This window comes from Streptomyces sp. NPDC090119 (genome assembly GCF_044747085.1).
In the GTDB taxonomy this organism is placed as follows: Bacteria; Actinomycetota; Actinomycetes; order Streptomycetales; family Streptomycetaceae; genus Streptomyces.
Map to the genome: position 1 here is coordinate 768,523 of NZ_JBIVDK010000001.1, position 16,073 is coordinate 784,595.

Below are 16,073 nucleotides of genomic sequence, written 5' to 3' on the forward strand. Positions count from 1 at the left end.
CCGCCGCCGGACAGGACCGGTCCGGGGGCCGGGGCGGGGAAGCGAGCACCGGTGCGGGCCGCTGCCCGGGCCGGACGTGGGAATACTCCTCTCATGTCACCCGCCTACGCCACCTTCGGCCTGGAACCGGCGACCCGCGTCGGCACCGTCCTCGCCGACGGCGGCCACCAGGTCCACCGCGACTTCGTGGACTTCGTCGTCGACGGCAGCCCGCTGCTGTTCCGGCTCGCCGACCTGGACGCCGTGTCGCCGCTCGCCTCCGACCTCCCGCCCGCCGTGCTCGACGCCCAGGTCCGCGCCCTGCTGCTGGAGGACGAACCCCCGCTGCCCGGCGGCCGGTTCGTGCTCTACGGCTGCCCGGAGTGCGCCGACCTGGGCTGCGGCGCCGTCACCGTCGTCATCGAACGGGACGGCGACGACTACCGCTGGCGGGACTTCGCCTGGCAGACCGGCGAACACGTCGACCTCGAACGCGACGGCTACCACGGCACCGGCCCGTTCCGCTTCCACGGCCCCGCCTACCGTGCCGCCCTCACCGCGCTGCTCCACGGCACCCACGACGCCACCCCACCGCGCCGGGTGCTCCTCGTCGGCCCCCGCGCCGGCCTTCTCGCCAAGCTGGCGGCCGCCCTGCGCGGCATCGGCATCGGCGCCGACATCACCCCGGACGCCACCGACGTCCCGGCCGGGGAACTCACCTCGTACGGCGCCGCGCTGACCGTCTCGGAGCCTCAACGGGCCGCCCTGCGCGAGGCGTTCGCGCGAACCGGCATCGTCCTCGTGGACACGCCCGCACCCGTCGTCCCGCTCCTCGTCGCCCAGCTCCAGCAGGCCCTGGACCGGGCTCCGGAAGGGCGCCGCCGCCTCACCGCGCTGACCGCGACCCCGTACGCCGCCGAGATCGACGTGTCCGCGCCGGGCCGCGTCCAGCTCACCGCGTACCGCTTCGACCGGCTGCGCCGCACCCGCGTCCACACCGTCCTGGACGCCACCCTCGGCCCCGGCCACCACCGGCTGCCGCTCGACCCGAGGACGGTCCGGGGCGAGGCGTACCTCGTGGCCCGCACCTCCGGCGGGGTCCTGGTGGCACCGGTCCGAGGCGCGTCGGCCCGCGACTAAAATCGGCGTCCTGATGACTGCCACCCTCGTCGCCAAGAACCTCGCCGCCGGCTACGGCGACCGCTCCCTCTTCACCGGGCTCGACCTCGTCGTCGCACCCGGTGACGTGATCGGACTGGTCGGTGCCAACGGCGCGGGCAAGTCCACGCTGCTGAAGATGCTCGCCGGGCTCACCCGGCCCGAGGAGGGCGAGCTGCGGCTCTCCCCGCCGACCGCGACCGTCGGCCACCTGCCGCAGGAGCCGGAGCGCAGGCAGGGGGAGTCCGTGGCCGAGTTCCTGGCGCGCCGCACCGGCGTCGCCGAGGCCCAGCGCACCATGGACGAGGCCACCCAGGCACTGGTCGACGGCGCGCCCGGCGCCGACGACGCCTACGCCACCGCCCTGGACCGCTGGCTCAACCTGGGCGGCGCCGACCTGGACGAACGCGCCGCGGACGTGGCGGACACCCTCGGCCTCTCCGTCGGCCTGGACCGGCCCATGACCTCCCTGTCCGGCGGCCAGGCCGCCCGCGCCGGACTCGCCTCCCTGCTGCTCTCCCGCTACGACGTCTTCCTGCTGGACGAGCCCACCAACGACCTCGACCTCGACGGCCTGGAGCGGCTGGAACGCTTCGTCACCGGCCTGCGCGCGGGCACCGTCGTCGTCAGCCACGACCGCGAGTTCCTCACCCGCACCGTCACCAAGGTCCTCGAACTCGACCTGGCCCAGCAGCAGATCAACCTCTACGGCGGCGGCTACGCGGCCTATCTGGAGGAGCGGGACGTGGCCCGCAGGCACGCCCGCGAGGACTACGAGGAGTACGCCGACAAGCGCGCCGCCCTCCAGGACCGGGCGCAGACGCAGCGCTCCTGGATGGACAAGGGCGTGAAGAACGCCCGGCGCAAGGCGGGGTCCGACAACGACAAGATCGGCCGGAAGTTCCGCAGCGAGGCCAGCGAGAAGCAGGCCGCCAAGGCCCGGCAGACCCAGCGGATGATCGAGCGCCTGGAGGTGGTCGACGAGCCCCGCAAGGAGTGGGAGCTGCGCATGGAGATCGCCGCCGCCCCGCGCTCCGGCGCGGTCGTGGCCACGCTCCGGGACGCCGAGGTCCGGCGCGACGGCTTCCGCCTGGGCCCGGTCTCGCTCCAGGTCGACTGGGCCGACCGGATCGCGGTCACCGGGGCCAACGGCGCGGGCAAGTCCACCCTGCTCGGCGCGCTGCTCGGCCGGGTCCCGCTGGACTCCGGGGACGCCACGCTGGGCTCCGGGGTGCTGGTCGGCGAGGTCGACCAGGCCCGCAAGCTGTTCCACGGCTCCGAGTCACTGCTCGACGCCTTCCAGACGGCCGTCCCGGACACCGAACCGGCGGACGTACGTACCCTGCTCGCCAAGTTCGGCCTGAAGTCCGGCCACGTCCTGCGCCCGGCCGTGTCCCTCTCGCCCGGCGAACGCACCCGCGCCGCCCTCGCCCTGCTCCAGGGCCGGGGCGTCAACCTGCTGGTCCTGGACGAGCCGACCAACCACCTCGACCTGCCCGCCATCGAACAGCTGGAGTCGGCCCTCGACTCCTACGACGGCACCCTGCTGCTGGTCACCCACGACCGCCGCATGCTGGACGCGATCAAGGTGACCCGCCGCCTGGAGGTCGCGGACGGCAAGGTCACCGAACACTGAACCCCGCCCTCGGCCCGGCCGCACGGCCGGGCCGAGAACGGGGAGCCGATCAGCGGCGGCCCTTCTTCGGGTCGACCAGGCCCGCACGGCGCAGCGCGTCGGCCATGGCGCCGTTGGCCGGTGCCGGGGCCGGACGCCCGCCCCGGTCCTTGCCGCCACCGCTGCCCCGGCCCTGACCGCCCTGGCCCTGGCCCTGGCGGCCCTGACCCTGACCGCCCTGGCCCTGCCGCTGCTGCGGCGGGCGGCCGCCACCGCCCCGCTGCTGACGGGGAGCGCCCGGCTCCCGCGCGGCCGCCTCGTCGTCCAGCCGCAGCGTCAGCGCGATCCGCTTGCGCGGGATGTCCACGTCCAGGACCTTCACCTTGACGATGTCACCCGGCTTGGCGACGTCGCGCGGGTCCTTGACGAACGTCTTCGACATCGCCGAGACGTGCACCAGGCCGTCCTGGTGGACGCCGATGTCCACGAACGCGCCGAAGGCGGCCACGTTCGTCACCACACCCTCCAGCACCATCCCGGCGGACAGGTCGGAGATCTTCTCCACACCCTCCTTGAAGGTCGCCGTCTTGAACGCCGGACGCGGGTCACGCCCCGGCTTCTCCAGCTCCTTCAGGATGTCGGACACGGTCGGCAGACCGAAGGTGTCGTCCACGAAGTCGGCGGGCCGCAGCGAGCGCAGCACCCCGGTGTCGCCGACCAGCGAGGCCACGTCCTGCCCCGCCGTCTTCACCATCCGCCGCACCACCGGGTACGCCTCCGGGTGCACGCTGGAGGAGTCCAGCGGGTCCGAGCCGCCCCGGATGCGCAGGAAGCCCGCGCACTGCTCGTACGCCTTCGGACCCAGCCGGGACACCTTCTTCAGCTCCACGCGGGAGGTGAACGGGCCGTTGGTGTCGCGGTGCGTCACGATGTTCTCGGCCAGCGTGGCGGAGATGCCGGACACCCGCGAAAGCAGCGGCACGGACGCGGTGTTGACGTCCACGCCGACACCGTTCACACAGTCCTCGACCACCGCGTCCAGCGAGCGGGACAGCTTCACCTCGGACAGGTCGTGCTGGTACTGGCCGACACCGATCGACTTCGGGTCGATCTTCACCAGCTCGGCCAGCGGGTCCTGCAGCCGCCGGGCGATGGAGACCGCGCCGCGCAACGACACGTCCATGCCGGGCAGTTCACGGGAGGCGTACTCCGACGCCGAGTACACCGACGCGCCCGCCTCGGACACCATCACCTTGGTGAGGTTCAACTCCGGGTGCTTGGCGATGAGTTCGGTGGCCAGCTTGTCCGTCTCGCGGGAGGCGGTGCCGTTGCCGATGGCGACCAGGTCGACCGTGTGCTCCTTCGCCAGCCGGGCCAGCTTGGCGATCGCCTCGTCCCACCTGTTGGCGGGCACGTGCGGGTAGATCACGTCGGTGGCGACGGCCTTGCCGGTCGCGTCGACCACGGCCACCTTCACCCCGGTACGGAAACCGGGGTCCAGGCCCAGCGTGGCGCGGGTACCGGCCGGGGCGGCCAGCAGCAGATCACGCAGATTGGCGGCGAACACGTCGACCGCCTCGTCCTCGGCGGCCGTACGCAACCGCAGCCTGAGGTCGATGCCGAGGTGCACCAGGACGCGGGTGCGCCAGGCCCAACGGACCGTGTCGCCGAGCCACTTGTCACCGGGACGGCCCCGGTCCGCGATGCCGAACCGGCCCGCGATGACACCCTCGTACGACGACCGGCCCCCGGCGGGCTCCGTCGGCTCCTCCGGCTCCAGGACGAGGTCGAGGACCTCCTCCTTCTCGCCGCGCAGCATCGCCAGGACGCGGTGCGAGGGGAGCGCGGTGAACGGCTCGGTGAAGTCGAAGTAGTCGGCGAACTTGGCGCCCGCCTCCTCCTTGCCGTCCCGCACCTTGGCGGCCAGCCGACCGCGCGTCCACATCCGCTCGCGCAGCTCGCCGATCAGGTCGGCGTCCTCGGAGAACCGCTCCGTCAGGATCGCCCGCGCCCCGTCCAGCGCGGCCTGCGGGTCCGCGACACCCTTGTCGGCGTCCACGAACGCGGCCGCGGCGGCCGCCGGTTCCACCGACGGGTCGCTCAACAGCCCCTCGGCCAGCGGTTCGAGACCGGCCTCCCGGGCGATCTGCGCCTTGGTGCGCCGCTTGGGCTTGTACGGCAGGTAGATGTCCTCCAGGCGCGCCTTGGTCTCGGCGCCCCGGATGCGCTCCTCCAGCTCTGCGGTGAGCTTGCCCTGCTCGCGCACCGACTCCAGGATCGCGCTCCGGCGCTCCTCCAGCTCACGCAGATACCGCAGCCGCTCCTCGAGGGTGCGCAGCTGCGCGTCGTCGAGGCTCTCGGTGACCTCCTTGCGGTAGCGGGCGATGAAGGGCACCGTCGAACCGCCGTCCAGCAGCTCCACCGCGGCCTTCACCTGCCGCTCCCGTACGCCGAGTTCCCCGGCGATCCTGCTTTCGATGGACCCTGTGAGGGGTGTCGTCACGATCCCATCCGCCTTCTCCGCTGAACGTTGCGCGGCAATTGTGGCAGGCGGCACGGGGGAACGGACGACAGGGCGCACCGGTCGCCCGCGTCAGGCCCGCCCGCTGGAGGCCCCGCCGAACAGCCGGGCGAGCGCCCGGAACGGCAGGGTGACGACGGTGGCGATGGCGCCACCTATCTGGCGCAGCACATCGGCGATGGCACGGAACATGAGAGAACTCCAATCCACCCGGCGGTTGCCCGGTCCGCACCGGGTACCCCGAGGTCGTCGGCGCACGCCCGGTCGCCTCCGTCGATCCCGATGGCAGGAAAGGCTGGGGGTCCGTCATTGCGGACGCCGTCGGCCCGCCGAAGAATCGACGTATGCCGCAGCCCCGCCCCGGGCAGTTACCCGCTGGTCACCGCCTCCCCGGACGGCGGCCCGGTGCGCACCTCCAGGGGTCTCACCCTCGCACCCGACCCGCACACCCTGCTGGTCCCGGCGGGGACGCCGAAAGGACCGCCATGCAGATCGCCATCCTCCTCTACGACCGCTTCACCGCCCTGGACGCGGTCGGACCGTACGAGGTCCTGGCCCGCACACCGGACGCGGAGACCGTGTTCGTCGCCGAGCAGGCCGGACCCGTGCGCACCGACACCGGCAAGCTCGCCCTGGTCGCCGACCGCTCCCTGGCCGAGGTCACCGGCCCCGACGTGCTGGTGGTGCCGGGCGGGCCCGGCCAGAGCGCGCTGATGGAGCACGGCCCGCTGCTCGACTGGCTGCGCCGGGTGGACGCCACCAGCACCTGGACCACCTCGGTGTGCACCGGCTCCCTGCTGCTGGGCGCCGCCGGACTGCTCACGGGCCGCCGCGCCACCTCGCACTGGCTCGCCGTCGGCGAACTGGCGCGGTTTGGCGCAGAACACGTCCCGGAGCGCGTGGTGACCGACGGCAAGTACATGACGGCCGCCGGAGTCTCCGCCGGGATCGACATGGGCCTCACCCTGCTCGGCCGGATCGCGGGCGACGAGTACGCCCAGGCGATCCAGCTCGCCCACGAGTACGACCCGCGGCCGCCCTACGACGCCGGTTCGCCGGACAAGGCGCCCGCCCACCTGGTCGACGCCCTGCGCGCGCGCAGCCGGTTCATCGTGTCGTAGGCACGCTCCAGGTGAACCGGGGCTCCCTGCGCTCCAGGAAGGCGGTCACGCCCTCTTCCGTGTCGGTCGAGGCGCGGGCCTGGGCGGTCCAGTGGGCGTCGCGGTCGGTGCGGCCGTCGGCGTACTCCTTCGCGGCGGCCTGGGTGAGCTGGGAGCGGGCGGCCAGGGTGGCGGTGAGGGCGGCGACCCGCTTGTCCAGCTCGCCGACCGGGAGCACCTCGTCCACCAGACCGGTGCGCAGGGCGCGGCCGGTGTCGATCAACTCGGCCGAGAAGAGGAGGTACTTGGCCGTCGCGGGGCCGACCAGGGAGACCAGCCGCCGGGTGGAGGAGGCGGGGTAGACGATCCCGAGCCGCGCCGGGGTCACGCCGAACAGCGCGCCCTCCTCCGCCAGCCGGAGGTCGCAGGCGGCCGCGAGCTGGGCCCCGCCGCCCACGCAGTGGCCCTTGATCGCGGCGAGCGTCGGCTTGGGGAACGCGGCCAGCGCCTCCTCGGCGGCCACCGCGAGTCCCTGCGCCTCGGCGGGCGAACCCCGCAGCGTGGAGATGTCCGCGCCCGCGCAGAAGGCCCCGCCCTCCCCGGTGAGCACCAGCGCGCGCACCCCGGGTTCGGCGGCCAGCTCCGCCAGCAGCGGGGGCAGCGCCCGCCACATCGCGGCCGTCATGGCGTTGCGCTTGGCCGGGTGGCGGATGACGACGGTGGCGACGCGGTCGGTGACGTCGTGCGACAGCTGGGGCTCCATGCGGCGGATGCTATCCGCGGGTGCCGGTCACGGCCGGGTGAGTTAGCTCGCACCACCCGAGGGACAAAAGGAGAGAAGAACAGCAAACAGGGGCGATCAAGGAGGCGGCGATGGCCAGATCCGGCAAAACCGGGGCGAGGGGCGCGAAGGGCCTGAGTCGGAACTTCAGCTGGCTCGCGGTGCTCGGGGTGATCCTGGTGATCGCCGGGATCGTCGGCCTGGTCTACACGGCGGTGGCCACACTGACCTCGATGATCCTGTTCGGCTGGCTGCTGCTGATCGGCGGCGTCGTGGGCCTGCTGCACTCGGTGCAGGCACGTGGCACCAACTTCCTCTGGCTCGGCGTCATCGTGGCCGCCCTGAACATCGCCGCCGGGATCGTCGTCATCCGGATGCCGCACGCGGCGGCCGACGCCCTGACCATGTTCGCCGCGCTGCTGTTCCTCGCCGCGGGCCTGTTCCGGCTGGTCGGCAGCGTGGTGGTGCGCGGCCCCCAGTTCGGCTGGACCCTGCTGCTCGGCGCGTTCGACCTGCTGCTGGGCATCCTGGTCCTGGTGAGCTGGCCCGGCAGCAGCCAGTACGTCATCGGCTGCTTCTTCTCCCTCGCCCTGCTCTTCGACGGCCTCGGCCTGATCGCCGCCGGATACGGCGGGCGCCGGGTGGTCGGCATGATGGACGACGGGGCCCGCGTCTGACGGCCCGTGCCGGGCCTCCGGTCCGGACCTGATCAACCCGTACAACCGGACCTGATCAACCCGTACAAGCTGAATAGTTCTCGAACCGGTCGCCCGGACGACAGATGCGGTCGTCCGCGTGACCGCACTGTGCGAGAGCGGTCGGAACCGTTCGATACCCGCTGACTTGTGTTCAGTCCTCCGGGGCGGAGCCCATTGTTACCAACACTCGACGTGTGGTGACAATCGAGCGCGAGGGTGGCGACCGGACGATGGACAACCACGGGCGCGGGGGTGTGCCGCGGCCGCCGGAGGGCGCCGGGCTACCGCCCGAACCCCTGCCGTACGAGGGCGTGTGGCGGTTCACCGCCCCCGCCGTGGACGCCTCGGTCCCGCAGGCGCGGCACGCCGTGCGGGACCTGCTGATGCGCCAAGGCGTACCGGTCGCGGACGAAGTGGTGGACGGGCTCCTGCTGATCGTCTCCGAGCTGGTCACGAATGCCGTCAAGCACGCAGCGCTGCTCTCCCCGATGCTCGGGGTCGAAGTGGCCGTCGGCGCCGAGTGGGTCCGGGTCTCGGTGGAGGACAACCACCCCTACCGCCCCACCGCGCTGGAGGCCGACCACGCCCAGACCGGCGGCCGGGGCCTGCTGCTGGTGCGCGAGGTGGCGCGGGAGGCGGGCGGCGCGGTCGACGTGGAGCACACGGCGAGCGGCGGCAAGGTGATCTGGGCCGCCCTGCCGCTCAAACCCACGCTGTCCAGATGAGGGCCCGCGCGGCCCACGACAGCGAGGCCCACGGAAGCGAGGCCGGAAGAGGGCCCCGCGCGGGGCCTACCAGCCCGCGGACGACCCCGTCAGCTCCTTGATCGCCGGACGCGCCGCGTCCAGCACCGTCATGAACCACGCGGAGAACGGCTCCCGCGCGTGCCGCTCGGCCAGCTCCGCCGCCGTCACGAAGGCGGTGCCGCCCACCTCCGCCGGGTCCGGCGCCAGGGTCTGCTGCACCAGGCCGACGAAGAGGTGGTTGTACTCCTGCTCCACCAGGCCCGACGCCGGGTCCGGATGGTTGTAGCGCACCGTGCCCGCCTGGGCCAGCAGTGAGGGCGAGACCCCCAGCTCCTCGTGCGTACGCCGGGCCGCCGCCGCGAACGGCGCCTCACCGGGGTAGGGGTGGCCGCAGCAGGTGTTGGACCACACGCCGGGGGAGTGGTACTTGCCGAGCGCCCGCTGCTGGAGCAGCAGCCGGCCCCGCTCGTCGAAGAGGAACACCGAGAACGCCCGGTGCAGCTGCCCCGGCGGCTGGTGGGCGGCGAGCTTCTCCGCGGTGCCGATCGTCACGCCGTTCTCGTCCACGAGTTCCAGCAAGATCGACTCTGTGGTGCCGTTCGACGAGCTGTGCGTCTCGGTGGCAGGTGTGATCGGCATACCCATCCTTCGCGTCGGTCTTCGCACCTCCAAGTCTGCCGTACGAAACGGGCACTCCCTGCACTTCCCGGCACGTCCGCATGTCCTGGACCCGTACGTGTCGCTCAGTGACAGAGCCGCGCCTCGTGCTCCGCGTGCCCGCCCGGCTCCAGTTGGAAGGTGCAGTGCTCCACGTCGAAGTGGTCGCCCAGACAGCCCTGCAGCTCGTGCAGCATCTTCTCGTGGCCGATGGCGTTCAGCACATCCGTGCTCACCACCACATGTGCGGAGAGCACAGGCATGCCCGAGGTGATGGTCCACGCGTGCAGGTCATGTACGTCCTCCACACCGTCCAGCTCCAGGATGTGTGTCCGTACCTCACTCATGTCGACGTCCTTGGGTGCCGCCTCCAGCAGCACGTCCAGCGTCTCGCGCAGCAGCCGCAGCGTCCTCGGCACGATCATCAGCCCGATGACCAGCGAGGCGATCGGGTCGGCGGCCTGCCAGCCGGTGGCCAGGATCACGGCCGCCGAGATGATCACCGCCACCGAGCCCAGCGCGTCCGCGGCGACCTCCAGGAAGGCCCCGCGCACATTGAGGCTCTCCTTCTGTCCGCGCATCAGCAGCAGGAGCGACACGGAGTTCGCCACCAGGCCGATCGCGCCGAACACGACCATCAGCCCGCCGTGCGTCTCGGCCGGCCGCAGGAACCGCTCCACCGCCTCGACCAGCACATAGCCGCCCACGCCGAGCAGCAGCACACAGTTGGCGAGCGCCGCCAGGATCTCGGCGCGGGCGAAGCCGAAGGTGCGGTTGGTACTCGGCGGCCGGGCCGCGAAGTGGATCGCCAGCAGCGCCATGACCAGGCCCACCGCGTCGGTCGCCATGTGGGCGGCGTCCGCGATCAGGGCCAGGGAGTCCGCGACGAGACCGCCGACGATCTCGACCACCATGATCGTGAGGGTGATGCCCAGGGCCGCGCGCAGCCTGCCCCGGTACGCGGCCGCGGCCGTCCCCGTGGGCGGCACATGGCTGTGCGCGTGCCCGTGATCGTGCCCTGCCCCCATCGGAAGACCGCCCTTCAGCGCCGCGCGCCGGTTCGCAAACGAACGCACCGGCCATCAGTCAACTACGGTCGGCGGCCACCGGGCAACGCGGCACTGAACACCGTTGTCATGTGCTCTGACCTGCGGAAACGATGCGCAGGTCAGAGCCGTGCGGCATGCCCTACCGGCCGTGGTGGCGCTGCCGGCCGGTCCACGCCGAGGCGACCATCTCCGGCACCCCGAGCCGCGCCCGCCAGCCCAGCTCGGCCGCCGCCCGCTCGGCGGAGGCGACCGCGCGCGGCGCGTCCCCCGGCCGCCGGTCCTCCACCACCGGCGCCCGCCGGTCCCCGGTGACCTCACCGATCACCGTGATCAGCTCCCGCACCGAGACGCCCTCGCCCCGGCCGATGTTCAGCGTCAGATCGCCGGTGACCGAGCCGTCGGACAGCCGCCGGGCCGCCGCGAGGTGGGCCTCGGCCAGATCGGTCACATGGATGTAGTCGCGGACACAGGTGCCGTCCGGCGTCGGGTAGTCGGCGCCGAAGATCCGGGGCGGCTCGTCCCGGGTCAGCCGGTCGAAGACCATCGGGACGATGTTGGACACCCCGGTGTCCGCCAGCTCCGGCGCGGCCGCGCCCGCCACGTTGAAGTAGCGCAGGCACACCGTCGAGATGCCATGCGCCCGCCCGGCCGCCCGGACCAGCCACTCACCGGCCAGCTTGGTCTCGCCGTACGGGTTCACCGGGGCGCACGGGGTGTCCTCGGTGATCAGGTCCACGTCCGGGTTGCCGTACACGGCCGCCGAGGAGGAGAAGACCAGCCGCCGTACGCCCGCGTCCGCGATCGCGTCCAGCAAGGTCGCCAGACCGCCGATGTTCTCCCGGTAGTAGCGGACGGGCTCCGCCACCGACTCCCCGACCTGCTTGCGCGCCGCGAGATGCACCACACCGGTCACCCCGTGCTCGGCGAACACCCGCTTCAGCAGGTCCCCGTCCAGCGTCGAGCCCTCGACCAGCTCCACCCCGTCGGGCAGTCGCTCGGGCACCGCCGCCGACAGGTCGTCCAGGACGACCACGTCCTCCCCGGCGCCGTGCATGGCCCGCGCCACGTGCGCCCCGATGTATCCGGCTCCGCCGGTGATCAGCCACGTCATGCCCGCAGACCCTACGTCGTCGCCACCCCGTGTCCCCGATGCCCCGATTACGTGCCGCTCGCCCGGGCGCGGTTTGTGGGGCGGCCCCCGCATCCCCGATGATGACCGCGGCGCAGGTGGGTGCGGTTCCCGGTGGACCGGGCCTGAACGCCCGGTGAACGCCCCTCGCGGCCGATCCGATAGCCTCTGCCGACATGCCGCCCCGGCGAGCCGCAGGCGAGGGGCGCCCCCATCACGCAGCAGACCGGCGCCGACGCGCCGGACCCAGGGAGTGAATTCGGTTGCCGACCGCCATCGTCACCGGTCAGCCGGTCCCCGGATCGTCACTTGAGGGCGATCTGCGGTCCCTCGGCTTCGATGTGCGCATGGCCGCCGACACCGCCGAGGCCCGCGATCTGCTCGCGGCGGCCCCCGAGGACGGGCGCGTGGCCCTGGTCGACGCCCGCTTCGTCGGCCACCCGCACGCCCTGCGGCTCGGCCTGACCGACCCCCGCTTCCCGCTCGCCGCCGTCCCCGGCGCCGTCACCGCCCAGGGCACCGCCCGGCAGACGCTGCACCGGGCCCTGAACGAGCAGGACGGGCCCGACGGGACGCAGGACGAGACCGGCGGCGGCACCGCGGTCGCCGTCGACAGCCTGCCTGACCGGCTGGTCACCGCACTCGACGCCGACGGCACCCCGGTGCACCGCCCCGAGCTGGGCAGCCTGGTTGCCGCCGTACCCGCCGACCCGCAGGCCCGCAACGAGGCCCGGCAGGCCGTCCTCGCCGTCGACGAGGAGGACGTCCGGCTGAAGTCGGCCGTGAAGTCCCGCGACGGCTTCTTCACCACCTTCTGCATCAGCCCCTACTCGCGCTACCTCGCGCGCTGGTGCGCCCGCCGGGGCCTCACCCCGAACCAGATCACCACCGCCTCGCTGCTCACCGCGCTCATAGCGGCGGCCTGCGCGGCCACCGGCACCCGCCCCGGCTTCATCGCGGCGGGCCTGCTGCTGATCGCCTCCTTCGTACTGGACTGCACCGACGGCCAGGTGGCCCGCTACTCGCTGCAGTACTCCACGCTCGGCGCCTGGCTGGACGCCACCTTCGACCGGGCCAAGGAGTACGCCTACTACGCCGGACTCGCCCTCGGCGCGGCCCGCGGCGGCGACGACGTATGGGCGCTCGCGCTCGGCGCGATGATCCTCCAGACCTGTCGGCACGTCGTGGACTTCTCCTTCAACGAGGCCAACCACGACGCCACCGCCAACACCAGCCCCACCGCCGCCCTCTCCGACAAGCTGGACAGCGTCGGCTGGACGGTCTGGGTCCGCCGGATGATCGTCCTGCCCATCGGCGAACGCTGGGCCATGATCGCTGTCCTCACCGCGGTCACCACCCCGCGCATCACCTTCTACGTGCTGCTGATCGGCTGCGCCCTCGCGGCCACGTACACGACGGCCGGGCGCGTGCTGCGGTCGCTGACCCGCAAGGCCCGCCGTACCGACCGCGCCGCTCGCGCGCTCGCCGACCTCGCGGACACCGGCCCGCTCGCCGGAGCCCTGGGCCGCGTGCTGAAGCGCGGCCTGCCCGGCCTCGCGGTCCCGGCCGTCGCCCTTCTCGGCGGCGCCGCCGTGGTCGCCTGTTCGGCGCTGACCGGCTTCGGCGGCTGGCTGCCGGTGGTGGGCGCGCTGGTCTACGTCCTCACCTCGGCGCTCGCCACGGCCCGCCCGCTCAAGGGTTCGCTGGACTGGCTCGTCCCGCCGTTCTTCCGCGCCGCCGAGTACGGCACGGTGCTCGCGCTGGCCGCCCGCGCCGACGTCCATGGCGCCCTCCCGGCGGCGTTCGGGCTGGTCGCGGCGGTCGCCTACCATCACTACGACACGGTGTACCGCATCCGCGGCGACGCCGGAGCGCCGCCGGCCTGGCTGGTGCGCGCCATCGGGGGGCAGGAGGGGCGCACGCTGCTCGTCACCGTGCTCGCGGCTCTGCTCACCGCCTCCCAGTTCACCGTCGCGCTCACGGTCATCGCCGTGTGCGTCGCTCTGCTGGTGCTCGTCGAGAGCATCCGCTTCTGGGTGTCCGCAGGGGCGCCCGCCGTCCACGACGAAGGAGAAACCGCATGATCGGCCTCGTGCTGGCGGCCGGCGCCGGACGGCGTCTGCGCCCCTACACCGACACGCTGCCCAAGGCCCTGGTGCCGGTGGGCCCGGAGGGCGACGAGGAGTCGCTCACCGTCCTCGACCTCACCCTCGGCAACTTCGCCGAGGTCGGTCTCACCGAGGTCGGTGTCATCGTCGGCTACCGCAAGGAAGCCGTGTACGAGCGCCGGGAGGCCCTTGAGGCCAAGTACGGCCTGAAGATCACCCTGATCGACAACGACAAGGCCGAGGAGTGGAACAACGCCTACTCCCTGTGGTGCGGCCGGGACGCGCTGAAGGACGGCGTGATCCTCGCCAACGGCGACACCGTGCACCCGGTCTCCGTCGAGAAGACGCTGCTGGCCGCGCGCGGTGACGGCAAGAAGATCATCCTCGCGCTGGACACGGTCAAGTCCCTGGCGGACGAGGAGATGAAGGTCGTCGTGGACCCCGAGAAGGGTGTCCAGAAGATCACCAAGCTGATGGACCCGGCCGAGGCGACCGGTGAGTACATCGGCGTCACGCTCATCGAGGGCGACGCCGCCGAGGAGCTGGCCGACGCCCTGCGCACCACGTTCGAGCGCGACCCCCAGCTGTACTACGAGGACGGTTACCAGGAGCTGGTCAACCGAGGCTTCAAGATCGACGTGCAGCCGATCGGCGAGGTCTCCTGGGTCGAGATCGACAACCACGACGACCTCGCCAAGGGACGGAAGATCGCGTGCCGGTACTGACGAGGCTCATTCCCTCGCCGGTCGTCGTGGACATCCGCCCGGGTGCCCTCGCCGACCTGGCCACCGTCCTCGCCGACGAGCGCATCTCGCACTCCGGCCGCCTGGCCGTCGCGGTCAGCGGCGGCTCCGGTGCCCGGCTGCGCGAGCGGGTCGCCCCGCAGCTTCCCGGTGCCACCTGGTACGAGGTCGGCGGCGGCACCCTGGACGACGCCGTCCGGCTCGCCGACGACATCCGCGGCGGTCACTTCGACGCGCTCGTCGGCCTCGGCGGCGGCAAGATCATCGACTGCGCCAAGTACGCCGCGGCGCGGGTCGGCCTGCCCCTGGTCGCCGTGCCGACGAACCTCGCGCACGACGGCCTGTGCTCGCCGGTCGCGACCCTCGACAACGACGCGGGCCGGGGCTCCTACGGGGTGCCCAACCCGATCGCCGTCCTGATCGACCTGGACGTCATCCGGGCCGCCCCGACGCGCTTCGTGCGCTCCGGCATCGGCGACGCGGTGTCCAACGTGTCCGCCATCGCGGACTGGGAGCTGGCCAACCGGGTCAACGGAGAGAAGATCGACGGTCTCGCCGCCGCCATGGCCCGCCAGGCGGGCGAGGCGGTGCTCCGGCACCCCGGCGGGATCGAGGACAACGACTTCCTCCAGGTCCTCGCCGAGGCGCTGGTGCTGTCCGGCATCGCCATGTCGGTCTCCGGTGACTCGCGGCCGTCCTCGGGCGCCTGCCACGAGATCAACCACGCCTTCGACCTGCTGTTCCCCAAGCGCGCCGCCAGCCACGGCGAGCAGTGCGGCCTCGGTGCCGCCTTCGCCATGTACCTGCGCGGGGCGCACGAGGAGTCGGCGCACATGGCCGACGTGCTGCGCCGCCACGGGCTGCCCGTGCTGCCCGAGGACATCGGCTTCACCGTGGACGAGTTCGTCCGCGTCGTGGAGTTCGCGCCGGAGACCCGGCCGGGCCGCTACACGATCCTCGAACACCTCGACCTCAAGACTGAACAGATCAAGGACATCTACGCCGACTATGTCAAGGCCATCGGTAGCTGAACTCCGCCCGGTCGTCCACCCCGCGGGGGTGAAGGACCGGCGCAGCGGTGAGCACTGGGCGGGACGCCTCTACATGCGCGAGGTCTCCCTGCGCATCGACCGCTACCTGGTGAACACCAGGATCACGCCCAACCAGCTCACGTACCTGATGACCGTCTGCGGTGTGCTCGCGGCCCCGGCCCTGCTGGTGCCGGGGATCACGGGCGCGGTCCTCGGCATCGTCGCCACCCAGCTGTACCTGCTGCTGGACTGCGTGGACGGCGAGATCGCCCGCTGGCGGAAGCAGTACTCGCTGGGCGGCGTCTACCTCGACCGGGTGGGCGCCTACCTCACCGACGCCGCCGTCCTGGTCGGCCTCGGGCTGCGCGCCGCCGACCTGTTCGGCAGCGGCCGGATCGACTGGCTGTGGGCGTTCCTCGGCACCCTGGCCGCCCTCGGCGCGATCCTCATCAAGGCGGAGACCGACCTCGTCGGGGTCGCCCGGCACCAGACCGGGCTGCCCCCGGTGAAGGAGTCGGCCGCCGAGCCGCGTTCCTCCGGGATGGCGCTGGCCCGGCGCGCCGCCGCCGCGCTCAAGTTCCACCGGCTGATCCTCGGCATCGAGGCGTCGCTGCTGATCCTGGTGCTGGCCATCGTGGACCAGGTGCGCGGCGACCTCTTCTTCACCCGGCTCGGCACCGCCGTGCTGGCGGGCATCGCGCTGCTCCAGACCCTGCTGCACCTGGTGTCCATTCTCGCGTCGAGCAGGCTGAGGTGAA

General features: G+C 72.6%; 15 protein-coding genes. 9 read left to right on the plus strand and 6 right to left on the minus strand.

Features of this window, described 5'->3' with window-relative positions:
- Positions 1-93 precede the first annotated feature (93 nt).
- Both ACIPPM_RS03415 and ACIPPM_RS03420 read left to right on the plus strand, forming a co-directional pair.
- Positions 94-1,119, plus strand: a complete 1,026-nt coding sequence (locus tag ACIPPM_RS03415) for an oxidoreductase (protein WP_401442373.1) — start codon at positions 94-96, stop codon at positions 1,117-1,119.
- Positions 1,120-1,132: 13 nt separating this feature from the next.
- Positions 1,133-2,773, plus strand: coding sequence for an ABC-F family ATP-binding cassette domain-containing protein (locus ACIPPM_RS03420; protein ID WP_401442374.1), 1,641 nt, complete (start codon positions 1,133-1,135; stop codon positions 2,771-2,773).
- A 49-nt stretch (positions 2,774-2,822) separates the two neighbouring features.
- Here ACIPPM_RS03420 and ACIPPM_RS03425 read toward each other — a convergent pair whose 3' ends face one another.
- Complete coding sequence (locus ACIPPM_RS03425) at positions 2,823-5,255, minus strand: Tex family protein (protein ID WP_401442375.1); 2,433 nt, start codon at positions 5,253-5,255, stop codon at positions 2,823-2,825.
- Between the two features lie 90 nt (positions 5,256-5,345).
- The gene (locus tag ACIPPM_RS03430; protein WP_254641675.1) at positions 5,346-5,465 is read right to left on the minus strand and encodes an LPFR motif small protein; all 120 of its coding nucleotides are present in this window, start codon (positions 5,463-5,465) and stop codon (positions 5,346-5,348) included.
- Between the two features lie 293 nt (positions 5,466-5,758).
- Between ACIPPM_RS03430 and ACIPPM_RS03435 the strand changes: the two genes are divergently transcribed.
- Positions 5,759-6,394 (plus strand): DJ-1/PfpI family protein, encoded by a 636-nt coding sequence (locus ACIPPM_RS03435; RefSeq protein WP_401442376.1) that lies wholly within the window; start codon positions 5,759-5,761, stop codon positions 6,392-6,394.
- Here the strand turns inward: ACIPPM_RS03435 and ACIPPM_RS03440 are convergent.
- On the minus strand, positions 6,381-7,136 hold the full coding sequence (locus tag ACIPPM_RS03440) for an enoyl-CoA hydratase/isomerase family protein (protein ID WP_401442378.1): 756 nt from the start codon (positions 7,134-7,136) through the stop codon (positions 6,381-6,383). The two genes, ACIPPM_RS03435 and ACIPPM_RS03440, sit on opposite strands and share 14 nt — an antisense overlap.
- Positions 7,137-7,246: 110 nt before the next feature.
- On the opposite strand from ACIPPM_RS03440, the gene ACIPPM_RS03445 reads away from it, so the two are divergent.
- Both ACIPPM_RS03445 and ACIPPM_RS03450 read left to right on the plus strand, forming a co-directional pair.
- The gene (locus ACIPPM_RS03445; protein WP_401442379.1) at positions 7,247-7,831 is read left to right on the plus strand and encodes an HdeD family acid-resistance protein; all 585 of its coding nucleotides are present in this window, start codon (positions 7,247-7,249) and stop codon (positions 7,829-7,831) included.
- A 251-nt stretch (positions 7,832-8,082) separates the two neighbouring features.
- Positions 8,083-8,577, plus strand: coding sequence for an ATP-binding protein (locus tag ACIPPM_RS03450; RefSeq protein WP_401444161.1), 495 nt, complete (start codon positions 8,083-8,085; stop codon positions 8,575-8,577).
- Between the two features lie 66 nt (positions 8,578-8,643).
- Here the strand turns inward: ACIPPM_RS03450 and idi are convergent, their stop codons facing one another.
- The 3 genes from idi to galE all read right to left on the minus strand — a co-directional run bounded on the left by idi (position 8,644) and on the right by galE (position 11,415).
- Positions 8,644-9,237, minus strand: coding sequence for an isopentenyl-diphosphate Delta-isomerase (gene idi / locus ACIPPM_RS03455; RefSeq protein ID WP_401442381.1), 594 nt, complete (start codon positions 9,235-9,237; stop codon positions 8,644-8,646).
- A 104-nt stretch (positions 9,238-9,341) separates the two neighbouring features.
- A complete protein-coding gene (locus ACIPPM_RS03460) occupies positions 9,342-10,283 on the minus strand; it encodes a cation diffusion facilitator family transporter (protein ID WP_401442383.1) in 942 nt (313 codons plus the stop codon).
- Between the two features lie 160 nt (positions 10,284-10,443).
- Complete coding sequence (gene galE, locus ACIPPM_RS03465) at positions 10,444-11,415, minus strand: UDP-glucose 4-epimerase GalE (protein WP_401442384.1); 972 nt, start codon at positions 11,413-11,415, stop codon at positions 10,444-10,446.
- Positions 11,416-11,696: 281 nt separating this feature from the next.
- Here galE and ACIPPM_RS03470 point away from each other — a divergent pair, with 281 nt between their 5' ends.
- From ACIPPM_RS03470 to ACIPPM_RS03485, 4 genes are read left to right on the plus strand one after another with little or no spacing between them, the layout of a single operon-like run.
- Positions 11,697-13,517, plus strand: coding sequence for a DUF5941 domain-containing protein (locus ACIPPM_RS03470; RefSeq protein ID WP_401442386.1), 1,821 nt, complete (start codon positions 11,697-11,699; stop codon positions 13,515-13,517).
- Entirely contained in the window at positions 13,514-14,266 is a 753-nt protein-coding gene (locus ACIPPM_RS03475; protein ID WP_401442387.1) for a sugar phosphate nucleotidyltransferase, read from the plus strand. The genes ACIPPM_RS03470 and ACIPPM_RS03475 overlap by 4 nt, the downstream gene beginning before the upstream one ends.
- Complete coding sequence (locus ACIPPM_RS03480) at positions 14,254-15,315, plus strand: iron-containing alcohol dehydrogenase family protein (protein ID WP_401442389.1); 1,062 nt, start codon at positions 14,254-14,256, stop codon at positions 15,313-15,315. Before ACIPPM_RS03475 ends, ACIPPM_RS03480 begins: the two co-directional genes overlap by 13 nt.
- Positions 15,293-16,072: a CDP-alcohol phosphatidyltransferase family protein gene (locus ACIPPM_RS03485; protein WP_135786016.1), complete on the plus strand. Its 780-nt coding sequence runs from the start codon at positions 15,293-15,295 to the stop codon at positions 16,070-16,072. Before ACIPPM_RS03480 ends, ACIPPM_RS03485 begins: the two co-directional genes overlap by 23 nt.
- Position 16,073 lies beyond the last annotated feature (1 nt).